The sequence below is a fragment of the Nostoc sp. 'Peltigera membranacea cyanobiont' 210A genome (assembly GCF_002246015.1).
In the GTDB taxonomy this organism is placed as follows: Bacteria; Cyanobacteriota; Cyanobacteriia; order Cyanobacteriales; family Nostocaceae; genus Nostoc.
The window spans coordinates 1-18,997 of record NZ_NOLJ01000020.1 but is presented as its reverse complement, the minus strand read 5'-3'; the positions used below and the strand labels follow the sequence as shown (position 1 = coordinate 18,997).

The following is an 18,997-nucleotide window of genomic DNA, read 5'->3' as shown; positions in this document are numbered from 1 at the left end:
AACCAAAAAAAAGTTGGGTAGTCGCATTGTTGTTGGTGAAGCGTGTTGGACTAAATCTTAGCCTAAGCCTACGTATGTCTAAGCCTAAACAAGTATAAACCTCTGTTTGCTTTCAACCACGAGACGATTACCAGTCGCCTCCAACAAGCGGATAACCAACCGCTTAAGTCAAAATAAAATTTCAAATTTAGGCTAACACATTTTGACCAACAGCGAGACTACCTGATGCACAAAAATCATCAGGACAGTCACTCATGTACCAAGAAAGTTTCTCTTCAGATGTCGAGAACAAGCCCCAATTAAGCCTTTCACAGCCTTCAAAAAAGAAAATCAAACCCCACCTGCCCGCCGAATCCGTGGGCAAACGCTACGTAGAACGCTTTTGGCATCCATTTGGGGCGATAGTTGCACCTTCTTTAGTAGAAGGTGCAAAACCAGCATGGCGCACTATCGATTATTACCTGCAACCCTCCCAACTGTGGAACCTGCACCAAGACAAGTCGAAACTAGTAGGTCTGCGCTTTAACGACACAACACGTTACGCCACAATCGATTTAGACTTACAAGGCGACTACCATAACATTGAATCCATAAATCGCATCAAAGCGGTGCTAGAGGACATCGGCATAGTCGATATCATCATCCTCCAGTCAAGCTTTAGTGGCGGTTATCACCTAATCCTAAGCTTCGCATCCCCCCTACCCACCTTTCCCCTAGCCTGCGCCCTAGAGATTACCTTAAGAAACGCAAGCTTTATCCTGCGCCAAGGACACCTAGAAATCTTCCCCAATACCAAACCATATAGTGCCAAACAAATAACCAACTACAAAGCCATCCGTTGCCCCATGCAACCAGGTAGCGGTTCATTTTTACTGAATGATGACCTACAACCAATTAGTGACTCAGTTTCTATCTTCCTCGATTATTGCGATCGCGCGGCCAATCGGCAAGATTTAACCAAACTAAAACGGGTAGCGAACAAAGCCAAAAAACAAATTTCACGGGAGAGATATCGCAAGCAAGAATCTGCTGACGTTGCACAGTGGCGTGCCAACTGGGAAGAAATCATCACCACAGGCTGGACAGGAAAAGGACAAACAAACACCCTCCTACAAATCTTTGTAGGCTACGGAATCGTCTTTTTAGACTTAGAGAGTGATAAATTAGTCGAATTTTGCCTTACTACCGCAATTAATGCCCCCGGCTACAGCCAATATTGCCGACACCAACACGAAATCGAAGCTAGAGTGCGGCATTGGGTAGAATCCACAATTCGCAACAAATGGTACAGCGCCTACATTAGCTATCCCGAAAGGTTGTTAGGTACATTCGCCAACACATTTGCAGAAGCCATAGCAGGGATTGGAAGCATCCATAAACGCAAAGACAATGTAATCCCATTTGACCGTCGCCAGCAGATGAACTGGGAAAGCAGTCAACAAGCCCAACGACGCATCCAGATAGTAGTAAGAGCAATAGAGTGGGATAGAGGCTTACCAGCAGGGGCTACTGAACGAGCGAAAGCGATACGTACTGAGTACAAACGCCGCTTTCACAAAACTATCTCACAAGAGACACTACAAAAGCACTTGCATTTGTGGCATCCTACGCGCTACATCTTAGACCCGTGGGCAGAAAATAGCTTAAACCCTTATCAATCAAGCAATGACGGGCAATTTGATAGTTTTGAAAACTCATTTGCAAAACAGAGTGCTGAAAACCCTTACCAAAAGCAAAATGACGGTCATTTTTACTATATGAAGGTTTTTTGTAAATGCTTATCTCCTGCTGCCGATGCCCCTACAGGGCAGTTGGCAGTCGCAAGTTTTGAAGAAGTTGCTATGTCTGAACGAGAATTATTTGTACTACTGGTACAAGATGAATCTGAGGAAATTAAGATTAATTCCGAAGAATTGAATTTATTGCAACCAGAGGATCTGTCTTTAACTTCAGGTGTCAATAATTCTGATAATTCATCAGTTTCTTCAAATATCATACAACTGGATAAAAACGTTAATCAAAGTAATTCAGATAAGGATTTTAAATACCTTTCTAACCGCAGCACGGCTGAAAATTACAATAACAAAAACTTATTAATCAATTCTGTCAGTATTCCACCTACTGCATCTACACCTGCAATTGTGCTGCCTGAAGCGTTACAAAAAGCCGAAGTTAGCGAGCAAAGTACATCTTCAGGCGATTCAGCAACAACTCTCGCTTTGTCAGAACTGAAGAATCTGACTAAGTTGCGACTCCAAGCAGCATCTTACGCCAAACGTGTAGCTAGAGAGTACTGCCTGATTGCACGATGCTTAATTGGGGGCAAGGAACGGGAAAGACTGGAGCAGAGTGCCAAAATGCAATTTTATCTCGATTCAGGTAACAAAACTCTAATTGCAGAAGCCAATGAGTGGGCGGCTGTCAATCCTGGATGCCTACCATTTTCGTTGGAGTTAGCGTTTTAAGAAGGTGAAACGTGATGACATCAGAGGCTGCTATTAATTTGGGGCGTAGAGTCACGCAACACATCAGCTGTCTATTGAATGATTATTGATGCAAATGAAATGATGATTTTCCTAGAAGAAATTGGCATCACCGCGCCAAAACGGGAAAATTGTACGCTAAGACTAAAAGCCTTCCCCCATAAGCATCTTAGCTACCCATTTTTCAATAACACCCGTAAGTGAGATTGAGCCGAGATAGGTTCATTTATTTTTGCTTGCTAGCATTTATTGTCCAGTAATGGCGAAGAGTGTCACTTACCAAAAAACTAAATTGGTCAAAATCTCCATTTCGTCACTCCGCGCAACTTTCCCGTGTTTCTGGTATCCATTTTCCACCAAGAAATGCCCATCCACTGGGCATAGGTTCTTTGTTATTCTTCCACCTATGTACAATCTCGATTCCGACTCCCTTCATTTTTGCAAACTGAACGCTAGAAAGCCCTCCGTTGTTTCCGGCAGCATCCCTAGTCATTTTTTCTAAAGCTTGGTCGCTCATATTAAAATCTCCATTTCGTCACTTTAAATTTTGCAAAATCCATAACCTGGATGCCATCCAGCAGCAATGGCTTCTTGATTTTTTGTGTGGCTTATATCAAATTGCACTTTGATAAATTGTTTACCAGTATCCATGTCATGGTGCAAGGCATAGGGTAGATCCGCAGCTTCTGCCCATCCTATTTCTCTTAATATTCGGTGATCGTTGATAATTTTTACGGTTAGCACACGGTTTAAAAATTTGTATGGTAGGTGTCTTGCCATTGCAAACCCTAATTCTTTTGCTTCTGGGGTAGGATCACAAATCCTTTTGCCCTGTTTATCCTCTCCAATTCCTAAAAATGAATCTTCATAAGCATAGAAAAGACTGTCTGGGGGACTATAACCTGCTTCTCTTGCTTCAGGAGCTACCCAGCAACCAACTTCTAATGTGGGTATTTTATATAATTGGTCGTATTTTGGGAGCCACCTTTGGTAAGGAAGAAAGCACCATCTATTTTGGCTTTCTAGCGCGTTAATACATCTACATACAAGCAATTCTCAAAATGGTTATTACCTTTTGCAATATCGTCAGATAAAGGGATGGCGCTTGTAGGAGCGTTGATTGATGAGATGCGCTTGCGCCAAATTATTATTCCAGCTATTTCTACGGTAGAACGTTTAGCTTGGGAGGTCAGACATCGCGCTCAAAAATTAGTATGTCTTGAGTTGACTAAAAATTTGACAACATTACAAAAGACAACGCTAGATAAGTTATTAATTGTAGAGCCTGATAAAAAACTGACTGATTTAATTTGGCTACGTCAACCACCAGGTCAGGCTAATCCAAGAAACTTTTTAAAAGTCGTGGAACGACTGGAGTTTATTCGCCATCTCAATCTCGACTCTGGATGTTTGAAACGAGTACACCAAAATCGTTTACTACAATTCACTCGAACTGGTGCAAAGTCTACACCTGCTCATTTATCAAGGTTGGATGAATTGAGACGCTATGCTATTTTAGTTGCTTTTCTCATTGAATGGAGTGCGTCATTAGTCGATTATGCCATAGAAATGCACGATAAAATGATGGGGAAATTGTTTAACAAGAGTGAGCATCAGCACGGCGATAAATTTCAACGCGATGGCAAAGCCATTAATGAGAAAGTCCGATTGTATGCTCAAGTAGGTAAGGCGTTGATTGCTGCTAGAGATGAGTCAATTGATGCTTATGAAGCGATTGAATCAGTCTTAAATTGGGAAAAGTTTATTAGTAGTGTTGTCGAAGCTGAAAAGCTAGCCAGACCAGCAGATTTTGATTATCTTGAACTGCTTGATAATCGTTATTCACAATTGAGAAGGTATACACCAAAATTGTTGTCAGCGTTTGAATTTAAAGCTACTGGAGCCAGTTTACCGATTCTAAAAGCTTTGTCAGTCATTAAAGAATTAAATATATCTGGTGGTCGAAAAGTACCGGAATCTGCGGATATTAGTTTCGTTAAACCTCGTTGGTTAAAACACGTAGTTAAGGGCGATACTATTGATCGTCACTACTATGAGATGTGTGCTTTGGCTGAATTACGCAGTGGCTTGCGTTCTGGGGATATTTGGGTAGCAGGCTCGAAGCAGTTCCAAGATTTTGAGGACTATCTATTAGCAGATAATGCATGGCAATCAATGTGTTCTTCTCAAACGATACCTGTGGCAGTAACGACAGATTTCACTACTTATATTGAACAACGCTCACTTGAATTGTCTGAACAATTAGCGCTTGTTTCTTCTTTAATGGCAGAAAAGAAACTGGTTGATGTCAGGATAGAGAACGAACAGTTAATTATCACTCCTCTTACCAATGCTGTCCCAAAGGAGGTTGATGGATTTAGCAGAACAGTTCATAGTTTACTGCCAAGAATTAAGTTGACTGATTTGTTAGTAGAAGTTGATTCTTGGACGCAATTTACGAAACATTTTACGCATTTACATTCAGGAGAACAAGTATCTGATAAGGTTGTTTTGTTAAGTGTCTTACTTGCTGATGGGATTAATTTAGGTTTAACACGAATGGCAGACGCAACTCAAGGGATGTCCTTTGAGCGTTTAGCTTGGGTGGCAGATTGGTATATTCGTGATGAAACTTATTCCAAAGCAATGGCTGAGGTGGTAAATTTCCATACACAAGTGCCTTTTGCTGCTTATTGGGGTGATGGAACAACATCTTCTTCTGATGGACAACGGTTCAAAGCGGCTGGACATCGTAGTTTTAATGAAGAGATCAATGCCAAATATGGTAAAGATAGAAGCGTGATTTTTTACACGCATATTTCCGACCAGTATGCTCCGTTTCACGTTAAGGTAATTAACGCCACGATTAGGGATGCAACTCACGTTTTGGATGGTTTGTTGTATCACGAGAGTGATTTACAGATTCAGGAGCATTATACGGATACAAGTGGCTATACCGAGCATGTCTTCGCAATGTGCCACCTGCTGGGATTTAGATTTGCACCTCGAATGCGCGATTTACCTGATAAGAAATTGTATACTTTTGAACCTAGTTCTCCTGATTCGCCTTTGGCACCCCTCCTCGGTGACAAGATTAATGTGAAATTAATTCAGGAATCTTGGGATGAAATTCTACGCCTTGCTAGTTCAATTCGGACGGGGACGGTGACTGCTTCTTTGATGTTAAGAAAATTAGCTTCTTATCCTCGGCAGAATCGTTTAGCTTTAGCTTTGCGGGAGTTGGGAAGGATTGAGCGAACTGTGTTTACCTTGGAATGGTTGCAGAGTCCAGAACTGCGGCGACGGGCGACGGCTGGTCTAAACAAGGGTGAGGCGAAACATACTCTGAAAAGAGCGGTGTTTTTTAATCGGCTGGGGGAATTGCGCGATCGCTCTTATGAAGACCAGTTTTATCGGGCCAGTGGGTTGAATTTGGTGATTGCTGCGATCGTTCTTTGGAATACGGTGTATTTAGAAAAAGCCGTTGATTATTTGAAACAAGAAGGAATGGATATTCCTGAAGAATACTTACAACATTTGTCGCCCTTGGGGTGGGAGCATATCAATCTTACTGGCGATTATGTTTGGAATTTGAAACAAGCGACCAGTTTTGACAAGTTGCGTCCTTTGCGGGTGAAGGAAAATAAGTATCGCTGAAACGCTTAGGTGATAATGGTTTCAGCCTTAGCGTACAATTTTCCCGTTTTGGCACGGTGATGCCAAATTCTGGTATATTTATCAGGTACTGGGTAAGCCCCCTTCAGGTAAGACATTATCGATGCTGAGTACCCACGGTATACCTTTGTCAATTGGAGAACTGACAGTAATTTTAGGTCTATTGGCAAACTGTTTTAAGCGATCGGCAAATTGGGGAACAGTTTTCATGATATTGCGATAACTTTCCATATTATTACAAATCAGGATCAACGTCAAAACGCCACTATTGATTTGGAAATACCAATGACAACTCGATAACAAAATTCGTGTCATGCGATCGCACGCTAAAAAAAAGCTTTTTTTCGTTGCTTCTTGGAGAGCGATTTTTTTCGGGGGAGATGGGCAAGAATTAACCAAGGGGTTTAAACATTAATCATCCCAAAGCCCGTGAAACTTGGTAGACGCAAGTTCGGTGTAACGAACAGTATGCTGAATATTTTTATGCCCCAAGTAACTCTGAATTGTGCGGGTATCAATGCCTCAATTCGCTAAATAATAACCTGTTCCATGCCGCAGCATATGAGCATGAACTCGAATTGGCAAACCAGCTAATTCACCAGCCCGCTCAACAATGCCGGCGATCGTATCATGTGCCAACGGGCCACGTCGAAAAGACTGGAAAATGTAGGGACTAACAGGATAATCTCGTTGCAGCTGACGAAGAGAGCGAATCTCCAGACCGGAAAGTGGTTGAACCGAGGGCGTACCTTTTTTGACTCGCTTCACGTAAATTGTGCCACCATTCCAATCTATTTGCTCCCATCGCAAAGATGCTACCTCTGCCACTCGCAATCCGTGACGGTAGATCAACAGAATTAGGGTTGAATCTCGGTGAGCGTGGCGACCCTTGAATTTTTTGATAGCTAACCGCACTTTTCTGACTGGTGCTGAGTATGATTCACACACTCAGTTTACTGAAGGTTTTGATCCTGATGAGGTAGGGGCAGAATTACAGGATGAAGATGATGACTATGAAGATGAGAATGATGAAGACTACGAAGACGAAGAAGATGAAGAATACGAATAGAAGGCTTGTCCATTAAAAAATTATTGGACATCCATAGGATAATAGTAACTTTTCTAACTTTTCTGCACCACTAAGCGTCGTTCGAGTCGACCCATTGCGTTGGTAATTTCGTCCCACTTTCGCGCATACGTTATTCGGAACCATCCGCCGGCAAGATAGAAGTTCAATACTCCCGGATAGACAGCTACCCCGGTGTCGTGGAGCAGTCGACGGAAGCAGAGGTAAGAGTCGTCGAACTCGGGAAAGAGTGCGGCAGCGTTAATCGAGCGCTGGGGCCATACAACATCGGCTCCTATCTGACGCAACCGCACGACAGTGGCGTCTCGTAACAGCAGTAGAGACTCGTCGAATGCCTTACGTTCAGCTAAGTAACTCGAGAAAGCTGAGTTCAGCCCTTGCTCAGTGAGCCTGTACTCCGGTTCAAATTCGGCAATCTGGGCTGGTCCCACATGCTCCAGTCCTTCTAGTCTCCACCGCTCCATCCTGGCGAGCACCTCAATCAAGGTATAGAAAAACGATGGTGGCCCGCCGAAGGTGGTGGAGGCGTGTTCATAGTATTCGGACACGATCGCCGGATCCGCTAAAAACCAGCCTGCCTTGATACCGGGAGCGGACCAGCGCTTGGACAAGCTGAACACCCGGATCACATTGGCGCGTGCCCGTGCGGGCGACAGCCTCGGCTCCGCTCCAAGCCACTCGTGACACTCATCGAGCAATATGAGCGTAGAGGAGCTAGCGCTCTCGATCAGGTCGGCGAGTTCGTCCTCCTTGACGGCTATGCCTGTTGGATTCGCCGCGGTTTGCAGCAGCACCAGCGGGGTATCGGGTGATAAAGCGGCCTTCATGTTGGCGAGGGAGCTGTGTCCGTCCGAGCAGTCCATCGGCACCAGCTGTACGTCATGGCGCTTCGCTATGGATTGGACCAGGGGCGGGTAGTTGGGAATACCGCACAACGCTGGCCGCCACGAAGAACACTGCGTCAACAGGAAATCCGCGAGGTTGGCTACGGCGAAAGTGGCCCCCATGGTTAGCGCTACCGAGTCGGCCGAATAGGCTGCAACACCAAGGCGGGTTGATTCGTATTCTGCGACAGCTTCGCGAGCGGGTTCCCGGCCTCGGGAGTCTGAATAACCGTATAGATCCTTGACCAGCGCGTACTGAATGGTCTGCTTGAGGGCAGTCGGTAGGCCGAAAACGGTCTCGTCCAATGCCCCACCGGAGAGAATGGACTTAGCCTGACCACGCAACCGACCATACAGGTCATCACGGAAATAGGTGTTGAACAGCTCCTTGATGAATCTCACTGTGGTGCGGGAAGAAAGCACTTCGTCCTCACTGACTGTTCGCATCACCCGTGCCTCTCGCCACCGGGCGGCAAGTTCAGGCCTGGTTGCGTCGTCTCCGAGTTCCGCCTCGACTCTTCCAATCCAGAGATCTCGAAGTTCCATAGGATCGTCCGGGTGTTTCGCCCTGGAGAACAGATCGAGCACTTGGTCGTCTACGAAAGGGATCGTCACAGTATGTGGGTCGTCCGTGAGATGTTTCGCCTGCTCCCGGACGGCGGGAAGGATGTAGATGGGGCGCCGTGGGCTGGGGTGTCCGAACAGCGATGAGGTGTCGGCAAGCAGCGCCACCGAATTATCCGAATCGCTTGTGCGGACGCGCAACCTTTTCAGAAAACGCGAGCTTTTCGTCGGGTCGTAGACCGAGGTGCTGCGGGCGTGCATCACAGTGTGGTTGTCGATGATCGCCAACAGATTGGTGCTCCAACGGATGGCGTATGCATCGTTTCCCGAGTACATGGCCGCCAACAGATCCAGCAACGCTTCCCTTACTTGATTTGCATTCGCTGGTCCGTCATGGATCCAGTGCAACTCCCGTTGATGGAAATCGCGGAAGGAGATAATCCGGCGACCGTTCTCCAAGCGCAGGATAGCCGGACTACCGGTATCGTTGTCGTAGAACGTCTCAGCCAGGATTGCGCAGGCATCGAACGAGAGTTGATCAATGATGGACCCGTTTGGGACAATAACGGTTTGCGCCGCCGATTCGTCATCACCGGGGTCAGCGCACATCAGCACGACGTAACGAGGCTGCTCCGTCCACCGTCGCCCGCTGCTTTCGCTATGCAGCGTTAGAAAATTCGCAGCAAAGGGCTGAATCGAGACATCTTCGGTTTTATCGCTGATGGTCCGTAAGTTGAGAACCACATGTTCGGTGACGAAGGGCTGGACTGCAGGATCCTTCTCCGGGATGGGTGTCCCCAGTTCGTAGCCGAATGCGATAAAATCCAGGTCATTCAGAGGGTGATCCATTTGGATGATGCCCACCCCCGATCTCTCCAGATCCCTCTCGACGGCCGCCAGTCCGTTACTGAGAAGCGTGTCGGCGTTGATCCGATGCGGCTTGATCAAAGGGGACGGAAGCGCCCACCGCTCCAGGAAGGTAGCTCGCAAACTTACGTGGGAATCGGTCGGCGACTCCAAAAATGTTCCGCGAATGGACATTGAGTTCATCCTTGATGAGGAGCGTTCAGCTGGTCATGTGAGTCCCGTTGAACATGGGGTGGTTCTGCTCGATCGCGCCCACTGAACTGAACACGTGAAGGGACAATACGATCAGATGTTCATCGTCTGTCTCGAAGTGATGGGGACACATCTTCTGGAGAATAGCGACCTTCCCCGGATATAAGGCCTCGCTGGTAGTATGGTCTCTCATGCCGACAATGCTGCGCCCATGACCGGAGAGGATGTAGGCAACTCGGACGGTAGAGTGAATATGGTGGGCTTGTTCGGAAGAATATGGGGGGATATCGAGGATTTGAAGGGTCGGATCGCCAAGTCGATCTGGCGGGAACACCTGTTTTGTCGAACACCCGTTTACATAAGGCAAATTGGTGCGCGTCACTAGGGTAGAGGATTTGTCTTCCGGCATGTAGCCGCGGATTACGGTGGCGATGTGCGGACTCCTAACCATGATCGATCCGCGGTTGAGGTAGGCTGTAGTTTTCTGCTTGTCCAGAAAATACACGCAATCGCCACGCTCAACCACGATTTCATGCACGCCGATATAAGTTGTGTAAAAGTAGAGGTCGTCTGTGCTGGCATTGACGACAGAACTCGTCCCGGTCTCGTAGTACTGTACTCCGTAGACGGCCATCAACTTTTCCCTGACTTCGGATGCGTGTTGCAGAGTGCTGTTTTGCAAGTCCGTTTCCGCCATTGCTATCATAATTATTCCTTCGATGTTCAGTCGCGATAGAGATCGCTTTTACAGTAACCGTTCAGCAGAAGCGCCTCCAGACTTAAACCAACCGAAGAGCCAGTTTTCATACCAAATCTGCTTTGATTAGGATGATTATAACCCAATACGGTTAGTTAAAAGTAAACCAAAAAGTTTTTCCCAAAGACATTTCCCAACGAAAACTAGCTAAAAACTTTGGTGTTACCTAGGATGTAAGCACATATACTGCCTCCACAGGTATTTCTTCTAGTTTATTGATAATTGAGGCAGCTAACTTAATTTTTTTCTTACCGTGTAATACACGGAACGAGATATCTATCTTTTCCAAGTAATACACGGTAGATCCGCCGTTTTTATGTTAAGTAATATTTCGCCAACGGTATCATAAGGCGTAAGATAGCCGCGACTATCTCCGCGAATCCTTGGAGATGCCTTTTATCTTGCGGCTGAATCAATTGACTTAATTGCTCTAGCAGTTGACGATAGAGAAGAGGAGCTGACATCGTGATGACTTATAATAACTTGGAGAACTTGAGCATCTCATAAAGTGGCTTCTCCTGCCAACCGCCTGTCCGAATGAGAATCGTTGCACAGCGAGTCTTTCAGGAGTTTTCTACGCCACTAAGGATTTTAACCTCAATTTTGCCAAGTCGTGTTCATTACCAGAGGAGAGACATATGCCGAACGTATCAAGAATACCGCTTGAGGATACGGTAGCCACCGTCCTCAAGCGGTGTCTGGGAGGGGCTCCAACCGCCGACATCGGTCTCGACACCGACCTGGAGGCGATGGGGCTCGGCTCACTGATGTTTGCTACCTTTCTGTTGGACCTCGAGCGTACGCTCAAAGTGACTTTTCCCTCTAAAGTCATAAACCGTGAGACATTCCGCAGTCTGCGCACAACGGCCGCGGCGGCGAATGCCTTGCTCGATACTGCTCGATACAAAGGGCGAGTGATCTAGGCGTAAGGTGGAACAATGCCCGAAAGGATGCCCGAAGGGAATAGAAAAATCTATGGCATGGTTCACCTCGATCCACTGCCAGGAACCCCATATTACGAACCGGAAAGTTTTGCACGGATACGCGACAAGGCGTTGCAATCGGCGCTGGCCCTAGACCGCGGTGGCGCTCACGGCTGCCTAGTGCAGACGGTGGATCGAGTCTACCCGGTCGAAGATGCTGTTGACCCCGCGCGCGTCGTTGCTATGGGATTGATCGTCAACACGATTGCTGAAGCGGTGAGGCCTGGGTTCGCAATTGGCGTTCAGATTATGAAAAACGCCATCGAGGCTTCTTTGGCTGTCGCGAAAGTCGGTGGAGGCCATTTTATTAGGGCGACGGCATTAGTCGGCAAAACGCTTTCCGATCACGGCACCCTCAACGCGGATCCCTACGGCGTGGCGGCGTACCGGCAGACCCTTTGCGCCCACGACATTGATGTCGTAGCCGATATCGCCTCCATCCATCACCGCCCTTCCCGCAACGTTGGGGAATTGGCGCGCCACGCGTGCCGGGTAGGAGCTAACGCAGTGGCTGTCGGCAGTGCTGACGAATCACGCACTCTTGCCTGGTTGGCGGAGGTCAGGCGCAAAGCACCTGCTCTGCCAGTGTTTCTCGCGGGCCACACTGACCACGACAATGCCGCCCGCTTGCTGTCCATGGCCGATGGTGCATTCGTTGGAGCCTGCCTGGAAACCAATGGTTGGGGCAGTGGCGTCGACAGCAACCGTGTCGCGGCCTACATGGAGATCGTCAACGCATTACCGCCCCTGAAATACCCATGCACCCCCTGAATCCCGAAGTGCTCCTGCGAGAGGTTGGCCTTTTAGGCAAGGATTTGGAGAGGCTGTTGCCGCAGTTGCGGCAACAGGCCCAAGCGCTAAAAACGGGTGATTTTGAACGAATACTGTTGGTGGGGAGCGGCGACGCCCTGTTCGCCGGCATGAGTACTATGTCGGCAGTGCGGGAATTCTCCCGGCGCGAGTGCCGGGCGCTCTCGCCTTTTGAACTAATGGCGTATTCAGATTCCCTCGGTCCCGACAGACTCGTCGTGCTCTCGTCGGCATCCGGCAACACTCCACGCATCCTGGAAGCTGCGGCATACGCAAGGGGGCGGGGTGCGAAGATCGTGGGAGTTAGCTCCAACCCGGACGGCGCACTGCTGAAGTATGCGGATTACGCCTTGACGTCCCACCTGCCGGACAAGGAGCCCTGTCCTGGAGTGCGGAGCTACCAAGCGATATTACTATCCCATTTCGTGCTCGCACTCGCATTGGGAGAGGCGAAGGGAAACTCTGGGGAGACGTGTTTCGAAGAGATCGCCAACCTTGCTTCTGCGATCGACGCTTCGTACTCGGCAGTCCGTAAATCACTGGAAGAGATGGCAAAGCAAACCGCGGACTCTCCCCATTGGGTAATCGCCAGCGGCGGCCCTCATCGCGGAACTGCGCTCTATGCCGCCGCGAAATTCATGGAGGCGCTCGGCCAACCGGCATCCGGCCAGGACATCGACGAATGGTGGCACATTGAACGCCACCTATTGCCGATTTCTGCTCCACTGATCCTAATCGCGCCACCCGGAGCCGCTGGCGACCACGCGGTGGAGATCGCCAAGGTCGCGGCGGATCTCCATCGTTCGGTCTTCGTAGTGGCCGATTGGCGAGAGTCGCGGTTTTCCCACCACGCAGTACTCCTGATTGGAATGAGAGGCACCCCTCGGGAGTCGTTTGCTCCGTTACTATATTATATATTTGCCCCTATTTTAGCGGGATTTATCGCCCGGGCGCGAGGGACTAAATTGTTTCCCGCACGTGCCTTGAACCTCTACGCCACAGATACAAGGAAATCGCAGTAACACCATGAGACTCTATCTTTCATCCTTTCGCTTAGGAATGCATACGGATCGACTCCTGAGCATGTGCGGGGACGGACGTCGCGCGCTGGTTATCGTTAACTCATGCGACAACCATTCACCCATCGAGCGGGCTGAAAAGGTGGAGGGCGAATTCACCTCCTTGCGAACACTTGGGTTCCAACCGGAGGAACTTGATCTCCGCGATCACTTCTGGGACGAAGATGTTACTCAGTTGACCCGGTGCCTCCTTGCCGCAGACCTAGTGTGGGTTCGAGGTGGGAACATCTTCGTGCTGCTGCGAGCGATGCGGTGCAGTAGGCTGGACAAGATCCTGCCGGACCTTCTCGCTCAGGATGTATTCGTCTATGGCGGCTATAGCGCCGGAATCGATCTCCTGGCGCGGGATGTCCACGGGGTGGAAATGGTCGATGACCCCTACCAGGTACCTACGGGATACCACGAAGAGATCGTGTGGCAGGGATTGGATATTCTTCCATTCGCGGTTGCTCCGCACTATCGCTCCGATCATCCGGAATCCGCCGACATCGAGAAACTCGTTCAATATTATATTGACCATCACATTCCTTTCGTCGCCCTGCGCGATGGAGAAGTTATCGTCCACGAAGGCTCGTCACCCTGGTCCGTGTTGGGGCTAAGGTAGGCACCTTGCTGTACTCCCCGCGGCGGCATCGGCAGGGGACGGCGGCGTAGGGGCTCCGCCCTCATAACTGAAAAGAGGTGGCTCCTACTCTCTATCCTGACCACAGAATGGGTATTTTCATGTTGTCCCTTCCCCACACCTATCGGAATCAACACGTAAGTCAGTCACTGGCGGGCCGCATGACGGTCATCGACGGTTTGGCGGAACGCCTCAACCAAACCCCCAACGCACCCTATCTGACCGCGGCGGCCTCCTCCGGCGAACGGCGCACCCTCTCCTACGCAGAGTTCGACCGATTCAGTCGTCAGGCCGCGTCCTGGCTCTACCATGAGTTCGGATTGGCGGCAGGCGCCATTGTGGGATTCGCGCCCTGCAACGACCTGGCAAGTGCCGCCACCCTGTTTGGGGCACTCCGTTCTGGCGTACGTGTGGTGTTTCTTGACCCCGAAGCACCCCAGCACCGACAGGAGGCAATCATGCGGCAGATCGGCGCGGAGACAGTATTAAATCCCCCTCCCGACCTTGAACGCCTACCACCACCCAACGCCGAGGACGCCCCCCTGAAACCAGCGGATGACGCATTCTACTTCCCTACTTCCGGCTCCACCGCCGCTTCGAAAATCGTGATCCAAACCCACCGAGGGGCGGTAGCGAACGCACTTGCCATCACTTGCCATCACGCCATGCAGCCGGGTGTACGCTTGTTGGGTTGCCTTCCCATCCACCACGTCAACGGTTTTCACTTCACGCTGCTCGCAACGCTGTTTTCCGGTGCACACGCCATGTTAGCCCAAGGGTTCAATCCGCTGACCTACCCGAGACTACTTTATGAATTCCGTCCGCACATCGCCAGCGTGGTACCGAGCATCCTGAATGCACTACTGGCAACCTGGCGCGCACCCGAAATACCGCCCGATTTCCGCTACTTTGTCTCGGCTGCGGCACCGCTGACGCGAGAGACCGTCCGCTCCGCCTACGAACGGTGGGGTGTCCGAATATTACAAGGCTACGGACTGACCGAAACGAACAATTTTTCGACCACACTGCTGCGATCACTGTCCGACGCGTGTTACCGACGGCAGATGGTGGATACCGATATTCCGACCATCGGTGTCGCTGTCCAGGGGAACGAGGTCGCCATACTTGACGCCTCTGGGAGGCAACTGGGTCCTGGGGAGAGGGGTGAGATTTGCGTACGCGGTCACAACGTAATGGACGGCTACGCAGGAAATCCGGAGGGCACCGCCGACGCCTTCAAGGACGGCTGGTTCCACACCGGCGACATCGGCATGGAACGATTCGACCCGGAGGTGGAGGCCCCGCTTTTCGTCGTCGTCGGTCGGAAGAAGAATATCGCTAAGGTTCGAGGCGAGTCGGTTTCGCTGGAAGAGATGGAACGGGAACTGACGGGGATGGACGGCGTCAGCGACGCGGCCTGTGTGGTACTCGACGACGAGATGTTGGGGGAGGCGATCGCCGCAGTCATTGTCGGCAATGCCACATTGACAGATCAACAGGTGAACGACCACCTCCGTCAGATGTTTGCACCATCAACCCTGCCGCGACGGATCCTCTACGTCGACGCCATCCCACGTACGCCAACGGGAAAAATACTTCGTCCCGCCCTGCTAACCCAAATCCGCAAACTGCTGTAACCCCAATGCAAATCGAACATCACACCATTGGAACGACGATCCGCCATGCTGCGCAAGCACCACGGACGGTGGACGCTTACACCTTATCCGATGGAGACGGGATATCGGTTAAAGTCTGGACCTACGGTGCCAGCTTGATCGAGGTTCGCCTCCCGGACGGACGAGGAGGAGACGTAAATGTCGTGGTTCGACTGCCCCAGCTCGCCGATTACGAGCGCGTCGAGGGGCGCGCCTATCTAGGCGCGACGATGGGGCGCTACGCGCGGTGTATCTCTGGCGGGTGCTTTACGCTGGACGGACGGGAGTACCAACTCGTGCGAAACAACGGAGCCCATCATATCCACGGCGGGAGACTGGGATTCGATGCGTTCGTCTGGGAGGCTCGTACCGAGTGCACGAACGACTGGTGCGCCGTCGAATTGAGGCTTGTTCGGCCGGATGGAGACCAGGGCTATCCCGGAGAGATCACCGCGATGACTACCTACCGCCTGGGCCCTGGGCCGACCCTCATGTTCGAACACCGAGCGCGGACGAGTTCGCCGACCGTCTGCGACATCACCAACCATGCCATGTGGAATCTCGCGGGTACCGGAACGATTGATCGACATCTGCTCCAGGTGAACACTAATCGGCTTCTCCACGTCGATGATCAACTTATGCCTATCGGCGAACCGATGCCGATAGACGGGACTACCTACGATCTCCGTGAGGGAAAACCCCTCGCTGGTCTCTCGCTGGACAACTGCTATCTACTCAACTCTTCTCGCGACCAAGCCGCCCTCCTGAGTGATCCCGCCAGCGGTCGGAGTATGAGAATTCAGACTGATCAACCGGGGCTGCAAATATATACCGCCGACACATTTATATACCCTCGCACCGGAATTTGCTTACAGACTGGCTCGTGGCCGAATGCGCCCGTTCGACCGGATTTTCCTTCCGCCTATCTCGCCCCCGGCGAGGAGTATCTGCATCGCACAATTCACCGGTTTCACGGGCCGGGAATAGCCTCCCAGGGCTGAAATCGGTGGGAGTCCAAATCAGGAAATTTCGTACTGAAGATAGACTGCACGCCTACCTTCTTTCTCGACGGCAGGCCCGTGCTGACGAAAACCGAGGCCCTCCAGTAGCGCACGAACCGCCTTGAGATCGGGGTTTACCTCGGCGCGGAGAGCGTCAGCGCCTCGCGCCTTCGCTAGTTCACACGCCTTGCGGACGCAACGCACACCGATCAACGCATCCCGGTCCACCCACGCCGGTTGGACGGCCAGCCGCTGAAGGTAGACTGGACATCCAGCTTCGGGAAACCTCTGTGCATGCACGCCGTGGGGTGGTTCTGCGGTAATTGTGAACGTTGCGATCAGATCGTTATGGTTGAACAACCCGTAGACGTTCCCGGCTGCCACGTGAGCGCGGGTGGTCGTGGGATTTCGCAGTGGCGCAGGGACACCGGGCAAGGCGTTTCGAAGATCGCTTTCGCAAACCAGCGCATGTACCAATTCTGGATCGTCCGCGCCCCTCCAACACCATTCGCTATTTGCCATTTCATTTGCTATTTAACCTGAGTTCGGGATAAGGAAAGGGACAGGTAGTAAGCTGAAAATAACGTCAAATCCAGCACCTGTCCTAATGTTTAGTTTAGATGCTTTATTTTGCCATGTAGATGATTTCTGTCAAACGTTTGAAGGTCAATGGCACAAAAAGCTATTAAAAGGAGGAGTAATCAGACGTAATCGCGCAAAAAGCCTATGTTTGAGTGAAATTATGACGATATTAATTGCTTTTCATCAAAATCATTACTGAAATTTTAAGCATTTTTATTTGAATCACGTCAAACAGCAATGGAGTTCTGCTTTTCCGCGGCTTCCGAGTTATCAAAGATTTATTGAATGGATACCATCAACCTTAATACCATTGTGCGCAGCAATTCTCATTATGATAATAATTATCACTATCATTATCATCTATACAAAATTTTCAGTTAAAGGTATGGTTTTTGTATCTCAAAACTCGTAAGTGCAGGGGCTTTTTTGAATCAGCCAGGAATGTTTGATGAAATAGTGCAATACTTTCACTCAATCCTGAAAGATTTACCTGATAAACGAACAGGTAAAAACAAGTACTATCAGATGAGCGATGCAGCATTAAGCGCATTTTCAGTATTTTTTACTTCTTCGCCCTTCATTTCTGGCTCATCAAAAGTCAATGGCGCAGAAAAAAGGGCATAACAATGCTCAAAGCTTATTTGGAGTACATCAGATTCCCACAGATAACCATATCAGAGACTTGCTGGATGATGTGGAACCATCTGTAGTATTTCCGGTGTTTTATGAGATTTTTAGAGCATTAGAGCAAAGTAAACACCTGGAAGCGTTTCGCTCTTTGAAAAATAATTTATTGATAGCCCTGGATGGGACAGAATATTTTTCCTCCAATCAGATTCACTGCCAACATTGTTCGAGCAGAACTTTTAGAAATGGAACAACTCAGTATTTTCATACAGTGGTAACACCAGTAATTGTTAGTCCTGGTAATTCCAAAGTAATCCCCTTGATACCAGAATTTGTTGTGCCTCAAGATGGACATCAAAAGCAAGATTGTGAAAATGCGGCGGCAAAGCGTTGGATTGAGAAATATGGTTTACAGTATTCATCTCTTGGTATTACCATCTTAGGGGATGATCTTTATTGTCATCAACCTTTATGTGAATTGCTTTTGATAAAGCAGTTAAATTTTATTCTGGTGTGTCAGCCTAAATCCCATAAAACACTTTATGAGTGGTTAGAAGGAATGCCTCTTGATACATTAAGTATTAAACGGTGGAAAGGTAAAGTTTATGAGATTTATAAGTATCGTTATGTGAATCAAATTCCCTTGCGTGATGGTGAAGATGCCTTATTAGTTAACTGGTGTGAATTAACTGTTACTCGCTCTGATGGCACTATGGTTTACAAAAACAGCTTTGCCACAAATCATCAAATCACTGATATTAACGTTGAGGCAATTGTATCGGCTGGTCGCACCAGATGGAAAGTTGAAAACGAAAATAACAATACACTTAAGACCAAGGGTTATAACTTAGAACACAACTTTGGACATGGTAAAAACCATTTATCTTCCCTATTAGCTACCTTTAACATTCTGGCATTTCTATTTCATACTCTACTTGATCTCACTTCGGAAAAATACCAATTTATTCGTCAGCATTTACCAACGCGCAAGACCTTTTTTGAGGGAGCATCCCAATTTTGCAAAAAGAGGGTGAGAAGACCAGTTTATTCGCGACTATGACTCGCGAATAAATGGGGGCTGTACATCAACACAAGAATTCGAGAGAATTATTTGTGTTCAATCTCAAGA

Annotated in this window: 13 protein-coding genes and 4 pseudogenes; 11 read left to right on the top strand and 6 right to left on the bottom strand. The window is 49.1% G+C overall.

The window, feature by feature from the left end; all coding sequences use genetic code 11:
• Positions 1-254: 254 nt before the first annotated feature.
• Entirely contained in the window at positions 255-2,465 is a 2,211-nt protein-coding gene (locus tag CDG76_RS35210; protein WP_094353446.1) for a hypothetical protein, read from the top strand.
• A gap of 331 nt (positions 2,466-2,796) precedes the next feature.
• Here CDG76_RS35210 and CDG76_RS35205 read toward each other — a convergent pair whose 3' ends face one another.
• Positions 2,797-3,000, bottom strand: a complete 204-nt coding sequence (locus tag CDG76_RS35205) for a hypothetical protein (protein WP_094353445.1) — start codon at positions 2,998-3,000, stop codon at positions 2,797-2,799.
• Between the two features lie 23 nt (positions 3,001-3,023).
• Complete coding sequence (locus tag CDG76_RS35200) at positions 3,024-3,536, bottom strand: hypothetical protein (protein WP_190241087.1); 513 nt, start codon at positions 3,534-3,536, stop codon at positions 3,024-3,026.
• On the opposite strand from CDG76_RS35200, the pseudogene CDG76_RS35195 reads away from it, so the two are divergent.
• A pseudogene (locus CDG76_RS35195) lies at positions 3,516-6,140 on the top strand (Tn3 family transposase); the annotation flags it as partial. The gene CDG76_RS35200 and the pseudogene CDG76_RS35195 sit on opposite strands and share 21 nt — an antisense overlap.
• Before the next feature lie 81 nt (positions 6,141-6,221).
• On the opposite strand, the gene CDG76_RS38880 reads toward CDG76_RS35195, so the two are convergent.
• Together CDG76_RS38880 and CDG76_RS35185 are read right to left on the bottom strand one after the other, a co-directional pair.
• Positions 6,222-6,557 carry a hypothetical protein gene (locus tag CDG76_RS38880; protein ID WP_223265535.1) on the bottom strand — a complete coding sequence of 112 codons (336 nt, stop codon included), beginning with the start codon at positions 6,555-6,557 and terminating at the stop codon, positions 6,222-6,224.
• A 12-nt stretch (positions 6,558-6,569) separates the two neighbouring features.
• Positions 6,570-7,073: pseudogene (locus CDG76_RS35185) on the bottom strand (tyrosine-type recombinase/integrase).
• On the opposite strand from CDG76_RS35185, the gene CDG76_RS37995 reads away from it, so the two are divergent.
• Complete coding sequence (locus CDG76_RS37995; RefSeq protein ID WP_223265533.1) at positions 7,048-7,227, top strand: hypothetical protein; 180 nt, start codon at positions 7,048-7,050, stop codon at positions 7,225-7,227. The pseudogene CDG76_RS35185 and the gene CDG76_RS37995 overlap by 26 nt on opposite strands.
• Positions 7,228-7,280: 53 nt before the next feature.
• Here CDG76_RS37995 and CDG76_RS35180 read toward each other — a convergent pair whose 3' ends face one another.
• Both CDG76_RS35180 and CDG76_RS35175 read right to left on the bottom strand, forming a co-directional pair.
• A complete protein-coding gene (locus CDG76_RS35180) occupies positions 7,281-9,734 on the bottom strand; it encodes an aminotransferase class I/II-fold pyridoxal phosphate-dependent enzyme (protein WP_190241084.1) in 2,454 nt (817 codons plus the stop codon).
• Between the two features lie 25 nt (positions 9,735-9,759).
• The gene (locus CDG76_RS35175) at positions 9,760-10,458 is read right to left on the bottom strand and encodes a hypothetical protein (RefSeq protein ID WP_094353442.1); all 699 of its coding nucleotides are present in this window, start codon (positions 10,456-10,458) and stop codon (positions 9,760-9,762) included.
• 689 nt (positions 10,459-11,147) lie between these two features.
• Here CDG76_RS35175 and CDG76_RS35170 point away from each other — a divergent pair.
• The 8 genes and pseudogenes from CDG76_RS35170 (at position 11,148) to CDG76_RS35130 (ending at position 18,928) form a co-directional block, all read left to right on the top strand.
• A complete protein-coding gene (locus tag CDG76_RS35170; protein ID WP_094353441.1) occupies positions 11,148-11,432 on the top strand; it encodes an acyl carrier protein in 285 nt (94 codons plus the stop codon).
• Between the two features lie 15 nt (positions 11,433-11,447).
• Positions 11,448-12,263, top strand: a complete 816-nt coding sequence (locus CDG76_RS35165; protein WP_094353440.1) for a BtpA/SgcQ family protein — start codon at positions 11,448-11,450, stop codon at positions 12,261-12,263.
• On the top strand, positions 12,251-13,324 hold the full coding sequence (locus tag CDG76_RS35160) for an SIS domain-containing protein (RefSeq protein ID WP_094353439.1): 1,074 nt from the start codon (positions 12,251-12,253) through the stop codon (positions 13,322-13,324). The genes CDG76_RS35165 and CDG76_RS35160 overlap by 13 nt, the downstream gene beginning before the upstream one ends.
• A gap of 37 nt (positions 13,325-13,361) precedes the next feature.
• Positions 13,362-13,985, top strand: a complete 624-nt coding sequence (locus tag CDG76_RS35155) for a Type 1 glutamine amidotransferase-like domain-containing protein (RefSeq protein WP_223265532.1) — start codon at positions 13,362-13,364, stop codon at positions 13,983-13,985.
• A 179-nt stretch (positions 13,986-14,164) separates the two neighbouring features.
• Positions 14,165-15,640, top strand: a complete 1,476-nt coding sequence (locus CDG76_RS35150) for a class I adenylate-forming enzyme family protein (RefSeq protein WP_190241082.1) — start codon at positions 14,165-14,167, stop codon at positions 15,638-15,640.
• A gap of 5 nt (positions 15,641-15,645) precedes the next feature.
• Entirely contained in the window at positions 15,646-16,659 is a 1,014-nt protein-coding gene (locus tag CDG76_RS35145; protein WP_094353436.1) for an aldose epimerase family protein, read from the top strand.
• A gap of 607 nt (positions 16,660-17,266) precedes the next feature.
• Positions 17,267-17,560: pseudogene (locus CDG76_RS39830) on the top strand (IS982 family transposase); the annotation flags it as partial.
• A 134-nt stretch (positions 17,561-17,694) separates the two neighbouring features.
• Positions 17,695-18,928, top strand: a pseudogene (locus CDG76_RS35130) (ISNCY family transposase).
• The last annotated feature ends 69 nt before the right edge of the window (positions 18,929-18,997 follow it).

Excerpts from the sequence above, each read along its gene's own strand:
- CDG76_RS35210 (WP_094353446.1), top strand. The coding sequence starts at position 255 with ATGTACCAAGAAAGTTTCTCTTCAGATGTCGAGAACAAGCCCCAATTA.
- CDG76_RS35205 (WP_094353445.1), bottom strand. The coding sequence starts at position 3,000 with ATGAGCGACCAAGCTTTAGAAAAAATGACTAGGGATGCTGCCGGAAAC.
- CDG76_RS35180 (WP_190241084.1), bottom strand. The coding sequence starts at position 9,734 with ATGTCCATTCGCGGAACATTTTTGGAGTCGCCGACCGATTCCCACGTA.
- CDG76_RS35175 (WP_094353442.1), bottom strand. The coding sequence starts at position 10,458 with ATGATAGCAATGGCGGAAACGGACTTGCAAAACAGCACTCTGCAACAC.
- CDG76_RS35170 (WP_094353441.1), top strand. The coding sequence starts at position 11,148 with ATGCCGAACGTATCAAGAATACCGCTTGAGGATACGGTAGCCACCGTC.
- CDG76_RS35165 (WP_094353440.1), top strand. The coding sequence starts at position 11,448 with ATGCCCGAAAGGATGCCCGAAGGGAATAGAAAAATCTATGGCATGGTT.
- CDG76_RS35160 (WP_094353439.1), top strand. The coding sequence starts at position 12,251 with ATGCACCCCCTGAATCCCGAAGTGCTCCTGCGAGAGGTTGGCCTTTTA.
- CDG76_RS35155 (WP_223265532.1), top strand. The coding sequence starts at position 13,362 with ATGCATACGGATCGACTCCTGAGCATGTGCGGGGACGGACGTCGCGCG.
- CDG76_RS35150 (WP_190241082.1), top strand. The coding sequence starts at position 14,165 with ATGACGGTCATCGACGGTTTGGCGGAACGCCTCAACCAAACCCCCAAC.
- CDG76_RS35145 (WP_094353436.1), top strand. The coding sequence starts at position 15,646 with ATGCAAATCGAACATCACACCATTGGAACGACGATCCGCCATGCTGCG.